The organism is Sphingobacteriaceae bacterium, from assembly GCA_002319075.1.
Lineage (GTDB): Bacteria > Bacteroidota > Bacteroidia > B-17B0 > Aurantibacillaceae > Aurantibacillus.
The window spans coordinates 634,732-656,241 of the sequence record NVQB01000001.1 but is presented as its reverse complement, the minus strand read 5'-3'; the positions used below and the strand labels follow the sequence as shown (position 1 = coordinate 656,241).

General features: G+C 37.7%; 25 protein-coding genes and 1 riboswitch. Of the genes, 12 read left to right on the top strand and 13 right to left on the bottom strand.

Annotation, left to right across the window (positions count from 1 at the left end; all coding sequences use genetic code 11):
• Positions 1-40 precede the first annotated feature (40 nt).
• The 5 genes from CNR22_03015 to CNR22_02995 are packed head-to-tail and all read right to left on the bottom strand — an operon-like array spanning position 41 to position 3,809.
• The gene (locus tag CNR22_03015; protein ID PBQ30787.1) at positions 41-415 is read right to left on the bottom strand and encodes a hypothetical protein; all 375 of its coding nucleotides are present in this window, start codon (positions 413-415) and stop codon (positions 41-43) included.
• Between the two features lie 51 nt (positions 416-466).
• Positions 467-946 (bottom strand): cytochrome C, encoded by a 480-nt coding sequence (locus CNR22_03010; GenBank protein PBQ30786.1) that lies wholly within the window; start codon positions 944-946, stop codon positions 467-469.
• Between the two features lie 12 nt (positions 947-958).
• Positions 959-1,933, bottom strand: coding sequence for an ABC transporter ATP-binding protein (locus CNR22_03005; GenBank protein ID PBQ30785.1), 975 nt, complete (start codon positions 1,931-1,933; stop codon positions 959-961).
• Between the two features lie 2 nt (positions 1,934-1,935).
• Entirely contained in the window at positions 1,936-2,787 is an 852-nt protein-coding gene (locus tag CNR22_03000; GenBank protein PBQ30784.1) for a hypothetical protein, read from the bottom strand.
• Positions 2,784-3,809 (bottom strand): acyl-CoA reductase, encoded by a 1,026-nt coding sequence (locus CNR22_02995; protein PBQ30783.1) that lies wholly within the window; start codon positions 3,807-3,809, stop codon positions 2,784-2,786. The genes CNR22_03000 and CNR22_02995 overlap by 4 nt, the downstream gene beginning before the upstream one ends.
• A gap of 87 nt (positions 3,810-3,896) precedes the next feature.
• On the opposite strand from CNR22_02995, the gene CNR22_02990 reads away from it, so the two are divergent.
• Positions 3,897-4,247 carry a ferredoxin gene (locus CNR22_02990; GenBank protein PBQ30782.1) on the top strand — a complete coding sequence of 117 codons (351 nt, stop codon included), beginning with the start codon at positions 3,897-3,899 and terminating at the stop codon, positions 4,245-4,247.
• A 63-nt stretch (positions 4,248-4,310) separates the two neighbouring features.
• On the opposite strand, the gene CNR22_02985 is transcribed toward CNR22_02990, so the two are convergent.
• Together CNR22_02985 and CNR22_02980 are read right to left on the bottom strand one after the other, a co-directional pair.
• Positions 4,311-4,775 carry a hypothetical protein gene (locus tag CNR22_02985; protein PBQ30781.1) on the bottom strand — a complete coding sequence of 155 codons (465 nt, stop codon included), beginning with the start codon at positions 4,773-4,775 and terminating at the stop codon, positions 4,311-4,313.
• A 67-nt stretch (positions 4,776-4,842) separates the two neighbouring features.
• Complete coding sequence (locus CNR22_02980; protein PBQ30780.1) at positions 4,843-6,936, bottom strand: tungsten formylmethanofuran dehydrogenase; 2,094 nt, start codon at positions 6,934-6,936, stop codon at positions 4,843-4,845.
• On the opposite strand from CNR22_02980, the gene CNR22_02975 reads away from it, so the two are divergent.
• The 5 genes from CNR22_02975 to CNR22_02955 are packed head-to-tail and all read left to right on the top strand — an operon-like array spanning position 6,908 to position 9,970.
• Positions 6,908-7,141 carry a hypothetical protein gene (locus CNR22_02975; protein PBQ30779.1) on the top strand — a complete coding sequence of 78 codons (234 nt, stop codon included), beginning with the start codon at positions 6,908-6,910 and terminating at the stop codon, positions 7,139-7,141. The two genes, CNR22_02980 and CNR22_02975, sit on opposite strands and share 29 nt — an antisense overlap.
• On the top strand, positions 7,138-7,725 hold the full coding sequence (locus CNR22_02970; GenBank protein ID PBQ30778.1) for a glycoside hydrolase: 588 nt from the start codon (positions 7,138-7,140) through the stop codon (positions 7,723-7,725). Before CNR22_02975 ends, CNR22_02970 begins: the two co-directional genes overlap by 4 nt.
• Positions 7,722-8,870: a hypothetical protein gene (locus CNR22_02965; GenBank protein ID PBQ30777.1), complete on the top strand. Its 1,149-nt coding sequence runs from the start codon at positions 7,722-7,724 to the stop codon at positions 8,868-8,870. The genes CNR22_02970 and CNR22_02965 overlap by 4 nt, the downstream gene beginning before the upstream one ends.
• A 36-nt stretch (positions 8,871-8,906) precedes the next feature.
• Positions 8,907-9,575, top strand: coding sequence for a hypothetical protein (locus CNR22_02960; protein ID PBQ30776.1), 669 nt, complete (start codon positions 8,907-8,909; stop codon positions 9,573-9,575).
• A gap of 2 nt (positions 9,576-9,577) precedes the next feature.
• Complete coding sequence (locus CNR22_02955) at positions 9,578-9,970, top strand: hypothetical protein (protein PBQ30775.1); 393 nt, start codon at positions 9,578-9,580, stop codon at positions 9,968-9,970.
• A gap of 62 nt (positions 9,971-10,032) precedes the next feature.
• Here CNR22_02955 and CNR22_02950 read toward each other — a convergent pair whose 3' ends face one another.
• The 3 genes from CNR22_02950 to crcB are packed head-to-tail and all read right to left on the bottom strand — an operon-like array spanning position 10,033 to position 11,704.
• Positions 10,033-10,671 (bottom strand): rhomboid family intramembrane serine protease, encoded by a 639-nt coding sequence (locus CNR22_02950; protein PBQ30774.1) that lies wholly within the window; start codon positions 10,669-10,671, stop codon positions 10,033-10,035.
• 17 nt (positions 10,672-10,688) lie between these two features.
• Positions 10,689-11,351: a hypothetical protein gene (locus tag CNR22_02945; GenBank protein PBQ30773.1), complete on the bottom strand. Its 663-nt coding sequence runs from the start codon at positions 11,349-11,351 to the stop codon at positions 10,689-10,691.
• Between the two features lie 2 nt (positions 11,352-11,353).
• Entirely contained in the window at positions 11,354-11,704 is a 351-nt protein-coding gene (gene crcB, locus CNR22_02940; protein ID PBQ30772.1) for a fluoride efflux transporter CrcB, read from the bottom strand.
• A gap of 96 nt (positions 11,705-11,800) precedes the next feature.
• On the opposite strand from crcB, the gene CNR22_02935 reads away from it, so the two are divergent.
• The 4 genes from CNR22_02935 (at position 11,801) to CNR22_02920 (ending at position 17,321) form a co-directional block, all read left to right on the top strand.
• Positions 11,801-13,225, top strand: a complete 1,425-nt coding sequence (locus CNR22_02935; GenBank protein ID PBQ30771.1) for a peptidase M17 — start codon at positions 11,801-11,803, stop codon at positions 13,223-13,225.
• Between the two features lies 1 nt (position 13,226).
• Positions 13,227-14,342 carry a hypothetical protein gene (locus CNR22_02930; GenBank protein PBQ30770.1) on the top strand — a complete coding sequence of 372 codons (1,116 nt, stop codon included), beginning with the start codon at positions 13,227-13,229 and terminating at the stop codon, positions 14,340-14,342.
• A gap of 71 nt (positions 14,343-14,413) precedes the next feature.
• Positions 14,414-14,563: riboswitch (cobalamin riboswitch) on the top strand.
• Positions 14,564-14,628: 65 nt separating this feature from the next.
• The gene (locus CNR22_02925; GenBank protein ID PBQ30769.1) at positions 14,629-15,828 is read left to right on the top strand and encodes a secretion protein; all 1,200 of its coding nucleotides are present in this window, start codon (positions 14,629-14,631) and stop codon (positions 15,826-15,828) included.
• Positions 15,829-15,836: 8 nt separating this feature from the next.
• A complete protein-coding gene (locus CNR22_02920; protein PBQ30768.1) occupies positions 15,837-17,321 on the top strand; it encodes a hypothetical protein in 1,485 nt (494 codons plus the stop codon).
• Between the two features lie 17 nt (positions 17,322-17,338).
• Here CNR22_02920 and CNR22_02915 read toward each other — a convergent pair whose 3' ends face one another.
• From CNR22_02915 to CNR22_02905, 3 genes are read right to left on the bottom strand one after another with little or no spacing between them, the layout of a single operon-like run.
• Positions 17,339-17,836: a hypothetical protein gene (locus CNR22_02915; GenBank protein ID PBQ30767.1), complete on the bottom strand. Its 498-nt coding sequence runs from the start codon at positions 17,834-17,836 to the stop codon at positions 17,339-17,341.
• Positions 17,829-18,293, bottom strand: coding sequence for a hypothetical protein (locus tag CNR22_02910; GenBank protein PBQ30766.1), 465 nt, complete (start codon positions 18,291-18,293; stop codon positions 17,829-17,831). The genes CNR22_02915 and CNR22_02910 overlap by 8 nt, the downstream gene beginning before the upstream one ends.
• A gap of 16 nt (positions 18,294-18,309) precedes the next feature.
• A complete protein-coding gene (locus CNR22_02905) occupies positions 18,310-19,203 on the bottom strand; it encodes an oxidoreductase (protein PBQ30765.1) in 894 nt (297 codons plus the stop codon).
• 111 nt (positions 19,204-19,314) lie between these two features.
• On the opposite strand from CNR22_02905, the gene CNR22_02900 reads away from it, so the two are divergent.
• Together CNR22_02900 and CNR22_02895 are read left to right on the top strand one after the other, a co-directional pair.
• Positions 19,315-20,931, top strand: coding sequence for an MFS transporter (locus tag CNR22_02900; protein ID PBQ30764.1), 1,617 nt, complete (start codon positions 19,315-19,317; stop codon positions 20,929-20,931).
• Positions 20,932-20,949: 18 nt separating this feature from the next.
• Complete coding sequence (locus tag CNR22_02895) at positions 20,950-21,510, top strand: hypothetical protein (protein PBQ30763.1); 561 nt, start codon at positions 20,950-20,952, stop codon at positions 21,508-21,510.

The following is a 21,510-nucleotide window of genomic DNA, read 5'->3' as shown; positions in this document are numbered from 1 at the left end:
GGTGCGCAAAACTTTAGACACGGGTTTTTGCGAGGCTCAACTATTCCACCGTTATAACACCGTTTTCCTGAACATTGGAGGAATGATAATTACAGTAAAAGTAGTAGGTGCCAGCTTTATCAAAAGTGTAGGAATAAGATTTATCGGTTTTTAATTTACCGCTGTTGAAGACTCCTGCATTGGAAGTAGCGCTATGATTGGCATTGTCGCGGTTAGTGAAAATAACTTCTTTGCCTTTTTTTACAGTAAGTTGCTGCGGACTAAACATTTTATACATTAAATAAATTTCGTTTTCCGCCGGGGGTGGGATTTCATTTTTTTTGCAGCTAATAAACAAAACTAAGCAACCTATTGCCATTACAGGTGCCAATTTGCTCGTGCAGGCTGAAATTATAATTACTGTAAATCTGCTCATTATTGCGAATTAGTAAAGTAAGATAAATATTTTGAATTGAATGAAATAGGCTTATTTGCCTTCCTGATCACTCTCATAGGTGCGTAAAGAGGTGAACCATTTAACAAGAAGCTCACGCTGCTGTTTTGTAAGCGTTGCTTTGCCGTGCATAAGTGTGTAAGAACCCATCGGCATTTCGTCTTCTTCAACCATTTCAACGCATTCTTCGAGTTTGTGATCTGCTTTACGGGAAGAGTAATTGCCCCATTCAGAAAAATTTAAGTGATGCGTTCCCTCATTTACATGGTGTTTGATCCACCAGGAAACAGGAGCGATGTTAGTGTACCAGGGATAAGTGACTTCATTACTATGACAATCGTAACAGGATTCTTTAAGGATGCTGCTTATTTCAGCTCCAGGTTTTGTGATGACCAGTACGTCTTTTTCTGGTGGAGTCAGTTTGTTGGATTTATCAATTCTGAAAAATTGAGCGATCACCAAAAGTAGAAGTAAGGCGATCAGAATTTTTTTTATAGTGACTTTCTTTTTCATGAATACTAAAAATTACACTTCAATAGCAAAGAAAAATTGTTTGTTTATTTCCAGGTTCCTGGAGCTGTAAACCATAACAGAGTTTCCTTTTTTTGTTTCTGCCAATACTTCGAAACACTTACCGTTGAAGGTACAATTTAAAACTCTGAGAATAATGTCAAATTTTGTTTTGGAAGCGGTCAATTTTAACCTATCAGGACGTAAAAATAATTTGGAGGTAATTTTTATGCGGGAAGATTTATCGAGATCTTCTTTTTTAATGAGGGTGTAATCCCCTAACAGGCCCGCTAGTCTTACAACCTTTGGAGTATAGTAAACTTTCCATTTTTCATCCTGTTCTACCATTTGTCCGTTATCGAGAACGAGAAGAGAATCGGCATATTTAAGAGCTTCCTCAGCCAAATGGGTGATAAGAATAACAGCCGTTTTATTTTTCTTTACTTCCTTAACAACGAATGAAAATAATTTTTCAGTCAGTAATTTATCAAGATTACTGAAAGGTTCATCCAGCAATAAAACCTTTGGAATAACGGCTAATGCACGGGCAATAGCAACTCTTTGTTTTTGTCCGCTCGATAAATGTTTTGCACGCGTATTTTTAAGTGAAGTAAGCTCTAATAATTTTAAAAGGCTGGTAGCTCTTTTCTGTTTTGTTTCGTTGGTGTATCCAATAAGTTTGTCAAAGATATTTTCTTCTACTGTATGGTTGTCGAGCACATAAAACTCCTGGCTAACAAGTTTCATATCCTCATGCCCGGGAATCAGGTTATAGGAAGGACCAAGAACTCTTTCTTCACCGATGAAAACTTCGCCGCTTTGAAGATCTTCGAGTCCGTAAATGCATTTGAGTAGAGTCGTTTTACCGCCACCACTTTTGCCAACAACGCCAAGAATTTCGCCCTCCTTTAATTGAAGGGAAATATTGGTTATTCCTTTAAAATACTGTTGATTGGGATAATTAAAAGATATGTTGTTTACCCGTAAGATAACTAGCGGATTAGAGTAACTGTACCTTTCATTTTATACTCTTTACCGTCGAAACCTAAAGCCTCGATAACTACAAAGTAAACACCATCAGAACACATTTCGCCGGAAGTGGAATGACCATCCCAGCCGATTTTAGGTTTATCCCAGCTGCAAACCAGCACGCCGTAACGGTTGTAAACCCAGGCGTTTAAAGAAGAAATGCCACGCGTTATTGGCTTGAAAACATCGTTAACTCCATCATCATTGGGAGTAAAAATATTTGGAAGTTCCAGGCTTGAAAAATCCACAATGTCAAAAGCGTAAGTGGAATAATCGTCGCAACCTTTGGCACCCTTAACGTACAGAGAAAGAGAATAAGTACCACTTCTAGGATATTGTCGCACAATGTTAGAGGAGGTGTCAGTTGAATTGTCGCTGAAACTCCATACATTTTTTAAGCTATAGGTAGAATAATTTGTAAGAATGAGCTCGGTAGGAAACCCAACAGCGTTAAGGCTTGCATTAAAGGATGCTGTGGCTGAACGTCCGGGTGCTAATGTTGTTTGTGTTGTACTTTTAATACCGTCTTTATTCGTCGAATTTAAAAAAACCGTGTAGGTTACTATTCCTGAGAAAACAAGGTTAACGGAGGGAGCATTCAGATCCGTATGAGAAGCAAGTCCTTTGTTTGGTAAAACAGACCAGGTGTAGGTAAGATTGGCGTCTTGTGAAGAAGCTGAATAAGTAATGGTACGGCCTGTACAAAAAAGAGTGGAGTTTGTTACAATAGTGGGAGCAATCTGCGCAGAAGCGCCTATTGAAACTAAAATTATGACAAACAGTGCGTAAAGTTTTCGCATATACAAAACGTTCATAAATTTACTAAAAATTCCATAGTGTTCACATTATCTGCAAAATCTGTAATAACAGGCCTCTGTGAATAACCAAAAGGAATGTAATCCTTGCCAATTACGCATTGGACCTGATCAGCATGCGTGGTTAAATACGCTTGTATTTCTGAATTTGAATCATAATATTGGTAATACAAAACTCCTACGGGTGAGTGGAGATCAGGGGTTTCCCTGATCATTAAGAAATTGTTATCTAAAAACGGCATAGATTCGAGCAGGTAAATTGCCCGGTGGTAATCGTAATTGTTGCCGTATTTTTTATTGTTGACTACAAACCCAAAATCTATGATGGATTCAAAAAAGGTATCAAAAGTATATCCTCTGGGAACCAGGAGCTTGCTCACATTGCGGCAGCCCAGTCCAAAATATTCAAAAACATCAGAACCTAAGTTTTTAAGATCGTCAGTGGTTTCTTTTCCGGTGAGTACTGCTAAAGAAGTGCGGCTTTTACGAATAATATTGGGGTATTTAGCAAAGTAATAATGTAAATGACTGGCTGTGTTGTCGCTACCTGTAGCTATTACAGCATCAAAGTTACTCAGTTTGCCTTCTGCAAATAAAATCTGTTTTTCGAATTCAGGTTCGTAGTGCGTTAGTAATTTTAAAAAGAAGGGTAATAATACATTATCGTCACTCGAAAGCTTTATGAGAGCTGTATTTCCACTTAAGAGAATGCATAAAACATCGTGGAAACACACCATGGGAATGTTGCCTGCACAGATTAAAGCAACCGTTTTAGGTGCCTTAACAGGAACGTTGGCTGTAAATGTTGTGAGATCGTCTTCCTTTAAAAAGCTACCAATGTTAAAAATGGCATCATTAACAAATTTTGGAATGAACCAATTGTTATAAATATGTGATACTTCTATAACCTTGTCCAGCCCTTGATGCAGGTGGAGTTCGGTTTCGAGCGGGGTACCTGAAAAATGACGGTTTATAAACAAACCCATCTCAACAAATCCCTTAATTCTTTGTTTTAAAGTCATAAAATTTGGTCGTATATTTGTCGACTGTAAAAGTAAGCTTAGGCATTTAAAAATACCTTCTTATTTGAGCGCAAAACTACTTAAAAAATGGCAATTAAGATAACGGATGAATGTATTAATTGTGGTGCCTGCGAACCTGAGTGCCCTAATAATGCTATATATGAAGGTGGCGCTGAATGGCGTTACGCTGATGGAACTGGTGTAAAAGGGATGTACAAGGGGCGCAATAGTAATGTTGAGGTGGATGCAAACGATGCGCAGACTCCCAAGAGCATGGACGTTTATTTTATTGTGAGCGATAAATGTACTGAGTGCGTAGGTTTTCATGATGAACCGCAATGTGCAGCTGTTTGTCCTGTAGACTGCTGTATAAAGGATGACGACGTGGTTGAAACCAATGAGCAGCTTTTAGAAAAAAAGGCGTCTTTACACATCTGATTTTTCTAAAAAACACTAATATAAAATCCTGCTTTTTTATAGAGCGGGATTTTCTTTTGCAAATTATTTTACGGGGCGAAAAACTTTATACGAACCCTTGAGAATATTTTTTAATTCAAGCGTACTAAGTCCCACTTTTCTTCCAAGGGTAGAAGTATTTTGCTCAGCCATTACAAAGCTATCTTTGCCATTTACCTTGAAAACAACGGCGGTGTGGTGATCCATTTCTTCCCAGTAAGTAGTATTTCCTTTTTTATATTGGATTTTTACGCCATCAAACTGGAAGACATCGCCTGGATAAACGCATTCATTTTTTACATCCACTTCTTTTCCGAAGACATAACTTTTATCCCAGTTGGCACCGATTTTATTGAGTCCCTGGGCTGCAAGGTCCCAACATTCGCCGCGACCTACTTTTTTATTTAGCTGACTCTTTACAAAAGCGAGCATTTGCTGATTTAGTTGAGGAACCTGATCGCATTCTAGAATCAGAGACTTTGAAGAATTCAAAGGTTCTCTGAAAGACAAAAAACAAAAAGCAAGCGATAGAGACAGGACAATACATACAGACTTCATGAGAACAGGGACAAAAAAATTAATAATTCAATAAAGCTTGTATGGCTGCTTCAACCTTATCGGCATTAGGCAACATGGTTTTTTCGAGTGTAGAATTTAACGGAATAGCGGGTAAATTTTCTGACCCAATAACCTTCACCGGTGCATCCAGGGATTCAAAACAATTTTCGCTAATACGGGCCGCTATGCTTTGTGCAAAGCCGTTAAATACCGGCTCTTCTGTAAGTACCATAATTTTTCCGTGCTTGCGCGCGCTTTCAAAAATGGCTTTTTCATCTATAGGTGCAATTGTTCTTAGATCGAGAATTTCTACCTGGCCTTCAAACTTTTTAGCCGCAGCTTTAGCCCAATAAACGCCCATACCGTAGGTAATAATAGTGATGGATTTGCCGGTAGCAACAAAGTCTTCCTTAGCTTCGATTACAAGGCGCGCTTTTCCGAATGGGATAATATAATCTTCGTCCGGCTCAATAGTTTTAGCATCTTCTGTACCTTTAATCTTGCTCCAGTAAAGTCCTTTATGTTCAAGAAGTACAACGGGATTTGGATCGTAGTAAGCGGATTTAATTAATCCTTTAAGATCTGCTCCTGTGCTGGGATATGCGATTTTAATTCCTTTAATATTAGCAAGCACACTTTCTACACTGCTAGAGTGATACGGGCCACCACTGCCATAGGCGCCTATGGGAACACGTAAAATCATGCTCACCGGCCATTTACCATTTGATAAATAGCATGAGCGGCTAACCTCTGTAAACAATTGGTTAAGACCTGGCCAAATGTAATCAGCGAATTGAACCTCTACGATAGGTTTTAATCCTGCCGCGCTCATTCCTACTGTTGAACCAACAATAAAAGCCTCCTGTATAGGCGTATTAAATACGCGGTGATCGCCAAACTGTTGGGCAAGCGTAGCAGCTTCCCTAAACACGCCACCCAGGCGGGCGCCAACGTCCTGGCCATATAACAAGCATTCCGGGTGTTTGGTCATCAGTTCACGTATGGCGAACAAAGCAGAATCCACCATAACGGTTGGTTGCTTGCCGCTTGGAGCGCGTTCACCTTTTTCTTCAGTAACCGGTGTAGGTGCAAATTCATGGTCGAATAAATCTTCGGGACGAGGATCTTCTTCTAACAAAGCCTTTTGGTAATCGTTTTCTACCAACTGTTTCGCTTCTTCCTCCATCTTTTTAATTTCGAGTGCATCTGTGCCGGCGATAATTAATTGGTTACGAAGGCGCGGCAGAGGATCTTTTTTTTCTGCTTCAGCAAGATCATCACGGTACCATTCTTTGCGTACACCACTGGTGTGGTGATTTAACAAAGGAACTTTAGCGTGAATCAACATCGGACGACGTTCGTTGCGTATGATGTCAAGACAATCTTTAACCGTGTTGTAACTTAAAATAAAATCCGTTCCATCAATCGTTTTTGTTTCGAGACCTTTAAAGCCTTTGGCAAAATCGCTCATATCCTGAGAACGGATCTCCCGGGCATGGGCGCTGATGTCCCATTCATTATCCTGCACGAAAAAAAGTATAGGTAACTGTTTTAAAGTTGCCATTTGCAAAGCTTCAGAAACTTCACCCTCTGTGCAGCTTGCATCTCCCAAAGAACAAACGGCAATAGGGTTTAGCCCGTCAAAATCTTTTGCCATGCCGTTTTTTTCGAGGTACTGTAAGCCCATAGCAATTCCGGTAGTAGGAATGGCCTGCATGCCTGTAGCGCTTGACTGGTGAGGGATTTTTGGCATATCATCCCTTTTTAAACTTGGATGGGAGTAATAAGTTCGTCCCCCTGAAAATGGATCGTTGCGTTTTGCCAATAGTTGCAGCATTAATTCAAAAGGCTGCATGCCTATGGCTAATAAAATACTATCGTCCCTGTAATAGGCACTTAAAAAATCCTGTGGTAATAACTGTAAACCAAGAGCTAGCTGAACAGCTTCGTGTCCGCGGCTTGTAGCATGCACATATTTTGCTGTAATTTCTTTATTAGCTTCGAATAACTCTGTCATGCTTTTAGCAGTGCACATTAGTTCGTAAGCTTTTTTCAAAATTTCCAGTGGTATCTTGGTCTTCACGTTGGTAGCTTTTAAAGAGATATCTTCCATCTTCCGGTCATATATAATCTTTAAAAGTAAGATTTTTGCTTCAATTACGGATCAAAAGGGGGAGCTTTTAGTAGATTTTATGAAGGAATATGCTGTTTATAGAATGGTTTGCCTGAAAATTAAATTAACAAGTGATTGTACACAATTGATCCTGAATTCGTTAAAAGTTGGTCTTTGCCGGGCTTATATTTATGCGAATCAATGAAAGTACCTCATTTTTATACGCGGCTATTGCTACTGAGCTTAATTTTCAGTCTCTATACCTGCAAGCACCAGGAAAAGCAGGTTGCGGCAGTTGCACGTACCACGAGCAAAAAACCGCCTGTAGCCGGAAAGCCCGGGCCTTCGAAATCTCCTGTTGCTCAGCCTGCTACAAACGATCTGCAACAAAAGCTGGATGTAAGCGAAAAACAAATAAAGGAAAGTAAATTGTATACGTTTATCGATGATTGGTACGGGACACCTTACAAATATGCCGGTTGCCAAAAAACCGGGGTAGACTGCAGTTGTTTTGCCAATCTTTTATACGATAAAGTTTATGGTAAGAAAATAGGACGCTCATCAAACGACATGTTTAAAGAATGTGATGAGATTACTCTGGATCAGGCCAAAAGTGGTGATCTGTTATTTTTTAAGATCGGCGGAAATACCATTACACACGTTGGTGTTTTTTTGAAGAATAAATTGTTTGTACACTCCAGTACGAGCAAAGGGGTTATTATCAATAGCCTGGATGAAGCATATTACAAGAAATATTTTTTCTGCGCGGGGAAGATGAAAAGCGTATGATGGAAGGACTTCAAATATCAATTCCTCAAAGAATGATGCTGGTGAGGATCACCTTAATTATTTCCCTGATTTGTTCTGTGTTGTTAAGTTTTAATTTGTGGGGAGGTTACAGGTCTGTGCCATATACATCTCTAATCGGACAAAATCCGCTAAAGGCTCCTTACGATTGCGGTGTAATTATTTTGGTGATTTTTTTATGGACGGCATCGCTTTTTCTTAATAGACAAAGGTTGATCATCTTTTTTTCTTTTTTAATTTGTGTGATGCTTGTTTTGTTTGATATCAATCGTCTGCAGCCCTGGTTCTATGTTTACAATGCGCTTCTGCTTGTATTTGTTTTTTATAACGGAAGGGTAGATGATTCCAATAAATTCACATCTTACTTTATTATTTTACAAATTATTTTGGCTTCTGTTTATTTTTTTTGCGGACTCCACCAGTTGAATTCTTTATTTATTGATTCTGATTTCACGGACATTATTTCACCCTTGAAAAGTATTGTTAGCGAAAGACAATTTTTATTTTTCAAAAAAATGGGAGTTATGGTACCTTACATACTTATGTTTATTGGCTTGGGATTAATAATTTCGCCAGTGCGCTACCTCGCTATAACCTTAGCTATTCTTGTACATGTAGCCTTATTGATTTTTTTGTTTCCTTCTTCTAAGAATTTGAATTATGCGTTATGGTTCGGCAATTTGTCCTTTCTGATAATGTTAATGTTACTGTTTTCGGGCAAGACAAAACAAAAATACTTTAGTCCGACATTTTTATTCCAGATTCCGATTTTTTACCCTACTATGATTTTATTTGTGGTGATGCCATTATTAAATAACAGCGGTAAATGGCCAGACTACCTATCTTCAAATTTTAAAAGTGGAAATAATAGATGTGCAAAAATATCACTTTCAGAAAAGGCTGCGGAGAATCTGCCAACCAGTATAACACGTTTTTGCGCAACAGATTATAGTTTCCTTAATTTTGACTACCGCGCCTGGTGCTTGCATGATTTAAATGTGGAATGTTATCCGGATGAGACGGTATTTAACAGTATTTATAATTACGTGAAACAGTCAGACAGACAGCTTGTTAAAGAAATAGAATTGCAATTGTTGCCACGACAAAAACTATTGCTTAAACCATAAGGTAATTCTATATTTGTCTCCAAATTAAATTTAATAATGAATAGAGTTTTAATTGGCGTTAATGCTATTTTGGTTGCGGCTGTTGTATTTTTATTTTTTAAAGTAAATTCTTTAGGCAGTACTCCTGCAGAAGAAATTGCAGAAGCAACAAAAGTTGAAGGAAAAGAAGAAGTGGCTCCTCCTGTGAAGAAGCTTGAGCAAATTGGAAGCGCTCCAACAGGAAAGATTGCCTACGTAAATATTGATAAGCTGAACGAAGAAAGTATAGAGATCAGTGATCTTGTTGCTGAAACAAAAAGAAGAAAGTCAAATATTGAAGCAAGCATGGAGACATTAAATGATCAATATACAAGAGAGGTAGAAGATTATCAAAGGTCACAGAAAGCTGGTATTGCTACTCAAACAGATATGGAGGCAAAGGCAAGGAAAATTCAGCAGCTTGAGAGTGAAGCTCAGAATAAGCAGTTGCAAATGGATAATTTGTCGATGGACATGAATGAAAAGAACGCCAACTTTCAAAAAAATGTGCGTGAACTTCTTATTAAATGGAATGCTGGTCGTTATGATTACATTCTTTCTTACAGCGAATCCATACCAAGTATGCTTTTAGGAAACACAACCCTTGAGATTACGGATGAAGTGATTAAAGAATTAAATGACTCTTACAAAGCTTCAAAAAATAAACCAAAAAAAGTAGCTAAATAAAGATGAGCAAGCTTCACGAGAAAATAAAATCTGTAGCAGAATTTCACGAAACTTTTAAGATCGGAAATGCAGATGAGGTTAAACTTATTGAAGAAAGAGATTATACACTACGTTATAATTTAATTAAAGAAGAAAACGAAGAATACCTGGAGGCCTGCAAGAATGGCGATATTGTTGAAATAGCAGACGCATTAGGGGATCAGTTATATATTTTATTTGGTACTATTTTAAAGCATGGACTCGAACATAAAATTGAAGAAGTGTACGACGAAATTCACCGAAGTAATATGAGTAAACTGGATGAACAAGGTTTACCTATTTTTAGAGAAGATGGAAAAATTCTAAAATCCAATCTTTATTTCAGACCAGACATTAAAAAGATTCTGGATAAATAGTTATTTTCTTACAAGTAGCTCCCAACTTAAAAAAATCAGTTAATTTCTAACTGTGCGAAAATCTAAGATTCCATGATCTTATGAAAGAACTCGCTCATCAAAGACGGCTTGGTAATAATAGTGAACGCTATACCGAACAAAGCTCCCCAAAAATGTGATTCGTGGCTGATATTATCTGTGTAGGCAGAAGTTCTTTTGCGACGAATGAGGTAATAGCTTATTCCCAACAGAAGAATACCAAAAATCCAGCTTGGAATACCTCCGCTGACAAAAAAAATGGAGATGGGATTAGAAGGACTTATTATTATACAACTAAATATGATGGAAGAAACGGCCCCACTAACTCCAAGTGAAGAGTAGGACGGGTTATTTTTATTGCGCAGGTATTCTGTTATAGAGGCCGCGTATATGCCGCCGGTAAATAGTAATATGTAATAGAGTTTCCCTATTTTAGGATCGAAGGCGTTCGGATTGCCAAAATAATTTTCTTCAAGGCTGAGTCCAAAACTGTATAGGGCAAAACAATTAAAAATCAGGTGCATGTAGTCACCATGAATAAACGCATGTGTCAGAAACCGGTAATGTTCCTTATTATGATAAATGGAATAGGGGTGAAACATGTATTTGTACATGGCGTTCCTGTCGTTAAAGCAATAAAGCGAGAACGCCACGATAATGGCTAAGAAAGTATAAGTAATCATGTTCTAAAGATAGAAGATTAAGGCTTTTCTTTTGGAATACCTAAAAATTTGTTGATAGCAAAATGTCCCACATAAATAAGTGGGATAAGGCAAACAGCAACCAGCAATTTAAAAGCATAGCCCCAGGCTGCATTGTGCGAAAACTCTTCCAGTGTCCATTTTCCAGGAACGACAAAGGCAATAAACTGCACTACAAAAGTGTCGATTAATTGACTTACTACTGTGCTGCCTGTTGAACGCAGCCAGATGTGTTTGTTGCCGGTGCGGTTTCGAAAAGTCCAAAAAATTGAAACGTCGACCAGCTGTGAAATCAAAAATGCTGTAATACTTCCAATGATGATCCATTGGCCTTGTCCGAATACCGCTCTAAAACTGGCTTCATCTACAGGACTGACTGCATCTGGTTTTATATTAATACTTATGGTAATAACGATAAACATGTAGGCAATAAGCCCAACTGTAATGTAAGTAAGCTTTTTTACGCCCTGCTTGCCGTAATGCTCATTAATAAGATCTGTGAGCAGAAAAACAACAGGCCAAAGAATAATTCCGACACTCTGTTTAAAAAGGCCGAAAAATTCCACCACTTTTCCTCCAATACACTCGGCTACTATTGCGTTGGTAATAAAGAATCCGGCGAGCACAAGGAAGACAACGTCTTTACGTTTAGTGAAATCCATAGTTAATTAAAAATGTAAAAAATAAAAATACACAAAGAACAGCTTATTAAAATATTTAAAAATGCGTAGAGGTATAGACTCTGTTTTAATAACAAAAAAGTTTCGTAACCGAAGCTGGAAAATGTACTTAAACCACCACAAAATCCGGTTAACAACATTAATTTTAACGTTGGAGTCATTACTTCTTTTGTGCTGGCAATCCACACTACTAAAGCAAAAACAAGGCAAGCTGTAATGTTGGACAAAAAAGTGGCCCAGGGTAAAGTAGCAGTTGTTTTTTGAAATCCAAGTCCGATCAGGTAGCGCACAACGCAACCCATTCCCCCTCCGAAAAAGACTAGTGCAAAATTCATTTTTTTTATCAAATTTAACAGAATTGAATAAAACCAGCTATTATTTTATTTGCAGTCCTATTTATGTATATTCGTGTCCCACAGCAGTAGTAGACAATGGCTAACATTATTTTAAGAAACAAGGTGAGTAATCCTACTCACATTTTGGTGATCACGGAAAAATTTAAAAACGAATTTAATCTTCCGGACAAAGTAAACGATTATTTCACTTCAGAATTTAAGGACAAAGAGAAAAAAACACTGACCTATAATTATATTGGTAAGTATGTTTCAATTTTAATTATTGATCCAAAAAAAGAAAAAAATGCTCTGAATGAACAATTAAGAAAACACGCGGCATCGGTGGCGGATGGAGTTAATGCACATAAAGGAACAGAACTCTATATTTACAATCAAACAACATTTCCACTTTTATCTTTGGCAGCGGCTGAAGGCGCAGAGCTTTCGAATTATCAGTTTATAAAAAATAAACCAAGCGTAAAAACTCCCAATACTCTTAAGTCTATAATAATTGCGAATACTGCTATTAAGGATTCTTTGGTGAGCGAGTTAAATTATGTTTGCGAGGCCACAAAAATGGCGCGCGATCTAGTGAATGAGCCGGTAAATATTTTGAATGCTACCGGACTTGCCAATGCCTTTAAAAAAATGGGTAAGGAGGCTGGATTTAAGGTTGATGTTTTTAATAAATCAAAAATTACACAGTTAAAAATGGGGGGCTTGCTTTCTGTGAATGCCGGAAGTGTAGATGAACCTACGTTTACGGTGATGGAGTATAAGCCTGCGAAGGCAAAAAATAAAAAGCCCTATGTACTAGTTGGAAAAGGTGTAGTGTATGATACAGGAGGTTTGAGCTTAAAACCAACGCCTAACAGTATGGACATGATGAAATGTGATATGGCGGGTGGAGCTGCGGTAGGCGCTGCTATGTTCGCCATTGCAAAAGCAAAATTAAATGTACATGTCATAGCTTTGGTTCCCGCTACAGACAATCGTCCGGGTTTTAATGCTTTTGCACCAGGAGATATTATTACAATGATGGATGGTAGCACCGTAGAAATGCTGAACTCTGATGCTGAAGGACGCATGATATTAGCTGATGCGTTACATTATGCAAAACGGTATAAACCAGAAATGGCAATTGACGTGGCCACGTTAACCGGCGCCGCTATGGCCGCAATAGGAACTTTCGGAATTGTTGGTATGGGAAATGTGAGCGCTGATAAAAAAAGTAAAATTTCTGAAAGCAGTTATAATGTGCATGAACGCATTGCGGAATTTCCTTTTTGGGATGATTACGCAGAGCTTATGAAGAGTGATATTGCGGATCAGAAAAACCTGGGAGGCGCTTTGGGTGGTGCCATTACCGCAGGGAAATTCCTTGAGAAGTTTACCGATTATCCTTACTACCATTTAGATATTGCGGGTCCTGCCTTTATTCCAGCAAAAGATGCTTACAGAACAAAAGGTGGCACGGGAGTTGGAGTAAGATTGTTTTTTGATTTATTTAAAAATCTATAAAATGAAAAATATAATCACACTGATATTTTTCTTGTTGTTTACGCCCATTGCCTTATTTTCACAGGGAAATGTAAGACAAAGTCTTTATGTAGTGCATGTTGATGCATCGGGAAAATCTGCTTTTAGACAAAGGATTTTCGCTTATCATTTTTTAAACGGAAGTTTCACCGGAAGGGATGAAGTAATGAGCTTTGATGGAAAAAAAGAAGGCAAAGATTACATTCGAACGGACAGAGGCGCGAACCAGATTTATAACAACCGCTATCTTATTACAGGCATGGGAAATATTCTTGACCTGAAAGAAAAAAAAGTTTTGTTCGACGGAAAAGCTAGCCTGGTGCGCTGCAACAACGATAGCGCGATTTTTTACACCAATGATATTTTCAAAGGAAAATTTTATTCGGTATATGATTTTAAGAATCAGCAATACAAAGAGGTGAAAGATCTCCTTTTTAAACCTCGTCCGGGAAGAGATATAGAGTTTGATAAAACTACGGCTCCTTTTAAAATCATTTATTATCCTGTTGGCAAGCCTAAAATAATTCTTACTGCCGACGCAGGTTACGGGCAAACCGGAACCAAAGATAATTTTGTTCCTGATCCGCCGCTGTATTGGATTGATAACGATAATTTTATTTATGCGTATTTCAATCAGGCCAATACCGAACTGATGATCCATAAAATGAATGTCGATACAAAAGAAGTTAAACTTATTGGAAAAATTGCCATCACTAAAGAAAAGCTTCCTGCAACGCTTAAGAAGTTAAATAAAGATCAGCTGATTTTATGGTTAGGAAATAAACAGGTTTTTATTGATCTGGCGGTTAACACAGTTAGTCTTATGGATTGCTCGAGATCCGATTACGGGTTTACTTATGAATTTAAAACTGATCCAAAAGGAAGGGTTGTTAAATTAAATGGAAAAGATTTAGGCAAGCACCATTTTGAAACCCGAAATTTTTCTGCCGGTGATAATACAGCTGCCTTTGTGAAAGAACTCATCATTGGTATGGACAGTTACCAGGATGGTCTTATGGTTTGGAATTTTACCAAACAAGGCTGGGAGCGTGTAGAATCTGATGAAGTGCTTACTCTGGCCGGTTGGATTAAAGATTAACTGAGAATTACTTCTTACCTATTACTGACCTTTCATTTTCCAAATCAAAATTAGATTCTCCGAATTTGATTATATTTGCAGCGTTGAAAGGTTCTCTTATTAGAGAGATTAAAAGGGAATAAGGGTGAAATACCCTGACTGTACCCGCAACTGTGATCTTTAGTTGACTGGAAAATCAACTAAAGTAAGTCAGAAAATCTGCCATTCATCATACATCAAAATGCTCCCGGGAAAAGGAACAGATGCACGACTCGTGTAAACGTTTATTTCCTTTAATTGAATAAACGTGAAAGCAGAAACATTACATAAAGATTCGGAAGCGTGCGAACGTTGTACGCAAAAATTTGAATGCAGGCCAGATGATATTGCTGCCTGCGATTGCGCGAAAATAAGCTTAAGCAAAGAGGAATATTCTTACATCAGTAGTCACTTTACGATGTGCCTATGCAACTCTTGTCTGAAAGAGCTTAAAGAGGAGTATAATAAGGAGAGCCTGAAATCGACGTCTTCGATCATCACACTACTTATTGGTTTTCTGAGTGTTTTTTGCATGCTTCATTTGAATGGACAAGTTTACGCGCCGTCCGTTGGGCAAGCAGGAACAAGCGCTATTCATATGGATAGTTCGGCGTTTGTAAATTGGGCCGTGGCATGCAGTGTCACACGGGGTTACCAGGATATCTCGAACACTTCTTTAGGGTACGCTAATGTTGGTGATAATACCATGGCTACAGGAAAAGCGCAAAGTAACGGAGTCGTTAGTCTGGGCGATGGAGGCACTGCTATTTGCACTTTTAATAAGCGTATTACTAATGGGCCAGGCTATGATTTTGCCATTTTTGAAAATGGATTTGACGATGTGTTTCTGGAGTTGGCTTTTGTAGAAGTAAGCAGTGACGGGAATAATTTTTTTCGCTTTCCAGCTCACTCATTAACAGATACAAGCCTACAAACGGGGAGCTTTGGTTCTACAGATGCTAAAAAAATAAATAATCTAGCCGGTAAATACCGAGGTGGTTATGGCAGCCCTTTTGATCTTGAGGAGCTTTCAGGAATTGCGGGTTTAAATATTAATGCAATTACTCATGTGAAAGTGATTGATGTTGTAGGAAGTATAAACGTTGCGTATGCGAGCAGAGATGCTCAGCATAATAAAGTAAATGACCCCTGGCCCACACCATTTCCCTCAAGTGGGTTCGATCTGGATGCCATCGGTGTGATTCATCAAAGTACTGTTACTTCGTTAAAAGAGCAATCCAGTTCAGGTTCGTATTTAGTTTACCCAAATCCTGTACAGGCAGGCGAGGAATTGACTATTGGAATCAATGACTCAGTTGCTCTTGAATTGTTAGACATTTCAGGAAAGATTGTAGCGATAAGCAATACATCAACCCTTCAAACTTCCCATCTTATTCCTGGTATATACTGCTTAAGGGTTTCCGCTGAAAACAAACAGTTTATTCAAAAAATAATAGTCCGGCCCTAATTAAAATTTTGAGTATTATTGCTTCTGTGAAGCGACCGGGAAATACACATGCTCTAAATCCTTTATCAGCGAGATCTGGTTTCCTCGCCTGGGTTTATTTTATTAGCGCTGCTTTTATCGTATTGATCTTATCTCCTTTATTTCAAAAGGGATGTTTTATAGATGGCATGCTTTATAAAACGGTAGCTTATAATTATGCAGAAGGTTTAGGCTCATTCTGGACTATGAAGTTTACAAATTCAAGTATGGTGCAGTTTTGCGAGCAGCCTCCGTTCTATTTTTATTTGTTGGGTAATTTCTATAAAGCCTTTGGAGATCATTATTTAGTTGATAGAATTTTTACATTACTACTTTTCCTGATTTTTGTTTTTATTCTGAATCATATAGTCAAAAGTCTGTTTAGAAAGCCGCAGCTTTATTTTGTTTTGAGCATTTTTATTTTGCTTTCTATTCCCGTTTTTTGCTGGAGCTATGTTAATCAAATCATTGAACCTTTGCAGTGTGTTTTGGTCGCTTTAGAACTATGGTTTTTTATACGCTTCATCCATTCTCGAAACCGGATGTTTGTGGTGGCGTTTGCGTGTGTGTTATTCTTATTGTTTCTCGGAAAGGGATTTCAATCTTGTTTTGTAATTGTATTACCGATTACTTATGCGCTGATAAGTAAATTTGAAAAGAGGTATTATTATTTCGTTGTCTTTTCAGGAATTCTTTTTCTTACTCTTTTATTTTCATGTGTTTGGCTTTATAGTCCGGCTAAAACATGGTTAGAATGTTATTACCAGGCCAGGTTAGTGCTTACTTTAAATAATGTGGGCAATACAACCGATAATCATTTTGAAATAATCGGGCGTTTCTTTTCCGAATTGATAGGTTGTTTAATTATTCTCGCGCTTTTATTTTCCTACCTGGCAGCTAAAAAGCACTATGCTTTCAGATTTATTTTTAAAAATTTCCTTGCTAATAAATTAGCAGTTGCGTTGTTAATAACATCTTTTGCCGGAAGTTTGCCATACGCTATAAGTTTGGTGCAGCGCGGGTTTTACCTCATTCCCTCTTTTGTGTGTTTTGTATTGGCTTTAGTTTACGGATTTAAAAGATACTGGCTTTTCTTTTTTCTTTTTCTTGCTGAGATAACGAAATTGAAAATTACCAGACTGGTGTTTGGGCTTCTCGCACTTGGCAGCATTGTTTATTTTTGCATGGCTGCTAGTACTTACAAACGCAACGAAGATCTTTTAAAGGACATTGACTTGATTTTGCCTTATCTTAAAAAAGGAGAAACTGTTTCAATTGAGGCTGAGCGCTGGAATGATTTTAGTTTACATGCGTATTTATATATGGCCAGGCAAGTGAGTTTGAGTGCGAGTAAAGAGCGCACGTTTTATTCCATTCGTTCTAAAGAAATTCCTTTGCTGGCAGGTGATTCTTTGAAGAAAATTAATCTTGATACACGCGAAATTGAGTTGTATGTTAGAATGGCTGGGCGTTAAAAAGCAACAGAGTTCAATTAAGGTATTCTAACATTCTTTTCTTTTTTATGTAACTGAAGAATCACTTTATTAATGTTTTTACGCATGGTTTCTTCCGTTTTAATGTAAAAAAGATACTTGAGAATATCTTTGATCCTTGTTGGAGTTAAATTATTAAAGTCTTTAGTGAGTTGTTCTTCCTTGAGTAATTTTTTCAAAAGTAAGGGTAGGGGATATTCCTCCACTAACTTCGTTTTATTTTGTTGAATGCTAAAGTTTGCAAGTTTTCCCAAAGCTGTTTTCCCGCCTTTCATCATGATACCATTTACAAACAGACGGTATCCTGCATCTTTAACAGGTACTAAAGTTTGTTTAAATTCAAAATCATTGATAGTTCCTTTAATACGGATATAGCCTTTTTCTTTTTCAAGTTTATCCGAAATTTTAGAAGGAACATCTACGGCCCAATTAATTCCTGTTTTATATATTTTTGACTTGAAGGAGTGCAAGTGATTGTATTCCGGGTTGTTATTCAAATATTGCCGTGTGCGTCATTAAAAAGACAATTAGGCTGGTTCCAATTAATATTGAAGAAGTTAATTCCCATTTTTGAGCACCTGTCATTTTTTTCTTTGGAGGTAAATAAGTGGGACTTTCTGGTTTTTTTTTCACATAAAATTCGGCTTCGCATTGATAGCAAGTAGCCCATTCTTCTTTGCTGTTTTCTTTAGTAATGTTTACAACATCTGCATCTAAAGCGCAGCCTTCATTTTTCAAGACCGCAATGGATTGTTCTTCATTCTGCTTTTTGGAACCGCAATCACCTAATTTTACATCACCCACCTTTACAAGTGTATCGACCAGAGCCATGTTTTTTTTAACAGGAACTCCGCAGTCCCAATAGTCTTTACTTTGTGTAGTGTAATTTACCCTGTAAACGCGAGGGTTACAGCTACAAATAAAAAATACCGATAAAAAAAGGATACTTTTCATGGAAGGTATGCTTGTATTATTTTTCTTTTTTTAGATTTCCCCAAACACCCAATGGAAGTTTGATGCCGCTTTTTGCATTGAGATAAAGTTCTCCGATGCTTATTTCAGATTTATTTTTTAATGCAAAAGGTTTTAATAAGTTTTCAGGAACCAATGCTGAAAATCCCAGGGAGTAGGCATTTAGAATTAGGAGATGTTCTTTAGGGTCGAGGATCTGCAAAACGCTGCTCATCATTTCCGAGATATTGTCTTCCAGCTTCCATTTTTCACCGTTCGGACCATGTCCAAAAGCGGGTGGGTCGAGGATGATTCCCTGGTATAGATTTCCACGACGCAATTCTTTTTTTACAAATTTCAAAGCATCGTCCACCAACCAGCGAATATTATCAAGTTTTGATTTTTGCATATTCTCATTTGCCCAGGTTACCACTTGTTTAATGCTGTCAACATGCGTAACATCGGCTCCTGCCGCTTTAGCCGCTATAGAAGCGCCGCCAGTATAGGCAAAAAGATTTAAAAATTTCGCTTGCGGTTTCGTATGAAGGAACGAATAAATTTTATCCCAGTTTACAGCCTGCTCGGGAAAAACACCAACATGTTTAAATGAAGTTAATCCCAATCGAAAAACAAGATCATCCTTAGCTGTCTTCTGACCATTGCCCAGTGAATACCGAATTTCCCACTGGTCGGGCATTTGTTTCATTTTTTTCCAGTCACCACTGCTTGAAGAGCGCGGAACAAATTTTACATGTGCAGTTTTCTCCCACTCGCTTTCTGACCATACTTTGGGCCACACAGCTTGTGGTTCAGGACGAATAGTTATGTATTTTCCAAAACGTTCCAATTTTTCAAAATCACCACAATCTAGTAATTCGTAGTCTGAAAAATGAGTTGGAGATAATAATTGCATAGTAAAGATTTAGATTTCAAAGTTACAATTAAAACAGGAAGGTTAACAACTCAGGGCTTATAAAAATTGGAATACCGTGTTATTTAAAATATATTCGGATAAATTTTATCTATGAGTAAAACGGGTAATTCGTCTTTTATAGCCATCATCACAGTCTTTTTTTTCTGGGGGTTTTTAGCAGCATCTAACGGGATATTTATTCCTTTTTGTAAAACGCACTTCAACCTAACACAGTTTCAATCACAATTAATTGACAGCGCTTTTTACGGAGCCTATTTTATTGGCTCATTACTTTTATATCTGTTTTCATTAAAACTCAATAAAGATATAATAAATACTATTGGCTACAAACGCACGATCATATATGGACTGGCTCTTTCTATTGCGGGTGCTATTACCATGATACCGGCAATTAATTCTGGTTCATTTGTTTTTATACTTGTTGCCTTTTTTATTATTGCTCTTGGATTTTCACTTCAACAGACTTCAGCAAACCCTTTGGTTTTAAATATTGGCGATCCTGCCAAGGGCTCGCACCGTCTTAATTTTGCCGGTAGCGTAAATTCATTCGGAACAACGATTGGGCCCTTGCTGGTAAGTTTTGTTTTATTTGGAAAAGTTATAGCCTCTACACTGGATAAAGAAACTGCGTCTATAGGATCCATCAATATTCTTTACATCATCCTGGCGGTAGCATTTGCTCTGGCAGGAATAATTCTCTACTTCACCAAAGTGCCTAAATTGGAGATTGAGGAAAAAGAAAGTGATATGAAGATTTTAAAAGGCCCGCTGTTTTTTATTTTAACAGCTCTTATCGTTTTAGTTTTCATTTTTGTATTTTCTGCCTTTAGCGCTATGGCAGATAGTCAGAGCCAGTTTTTATTTCTATTCGTTTGCGCTTTCTTTCTCGCCATTTTAGCGGTTATTCTTTTAATGCAATACAGAAAAATTAAAAAAACCAATCGTCTTGAAACCAAATCTTACCCACAAGTAGTTTTAGGCATGTTCGCTATTTTTATCTATGTAGGAGTAGAAGTGGGAATTCAAAGTAATTTTGGCTCGCTTTTAAAGTTACCTGAATATGGAGGATTAAGTGATTCTCAAATTGGACCCTATATTTCTTTGTACTGGGGAAGTATGATGATAGGACGCTGGACCGGTGCTATTGGCGCTTTTAACCTGAAAAAGAATGTCAGTTTAATTCTTACTATTATAATTCCTTTTCTAGCATTTGCAGTGGTTCTTTTTATGAATTATTTGAATGGCACAAGTCCTGCCGATTTTCTTAAATATTTTATTTGCGTAGTTCTTTTAATTCTGGCTTTTTTTATGGGTCAGCAAAAACCCGCATTAACACTCAGCATCTTTTCTATAATGGGAGCGTTAGCCATGACATTGGGCCTTATAACAACAGGAACTGTAAGTATTTATGCATTTTTGAGCGGGGGACTTTTTTGTTCTATTATGTGGCCTTGTATTTTTTCGCTTGCTACTGCCGGTCTGGGAAAATACACAAGTCAGGCATCCGGCTTTCTTATCATGATGATTCTTGGCGGGGCTTTTATCCCACCTATGCAAGGCCTGTTAGCAGACAATACAGATTTGCATTTTTCTTACATTATTCCTGTTTTCTGTTTTGCTTTTTTAGCATGGTATTCTTTCAGAGCAAAAAAAATATTAAAATCACTAGGCATAGATTACGATGCAGCAAGTGTTGAAACACATTAAAATAAAAATATCTTTAAAATGAATTTTCTCACTCAACCCTGGCCATGGTACATTGCCGGACCGCTGATCGGACTTATGATTCCCTTGTTACTACTACTCGGAAACAAGGCCTTTGGGATATCTTCTACACTTCGCCATATTTGTGCAGCCTGTTTGCCGGGCAATGTAGATTTTTTCAAATACGATTGGAAAAAAGAAAGTTGGAATCTTGTATTTGCTCTCGGAATGATTCTTGGAGGTTTTTTTGCCGGTTACGTGTTTAAAAATCCCAATCCAGTGCATCTTTCAGACGATACAATGCGCGATTTAAATAATTTGGGTGTAAAAGATTATTCCGGACTAATTCCCCTTGATGTTTTTAATTTTTCATCCCTTCTTACTTTACGTGGATTTATCTTAATGGTGGCGGGCGGCTTTATGATTGGCTTCGGTACACGCTACGCCAACGGCTGCACCTCTGGACATGCAATAATGGGACTTTCAAATTTACAGTGGCCATCACTTGTTGCAACTTGTTGTTTTTTTGTGGGTGGAGTAATTATGACCTGGTTTATTCTTCCATATATAATGCACTTATAA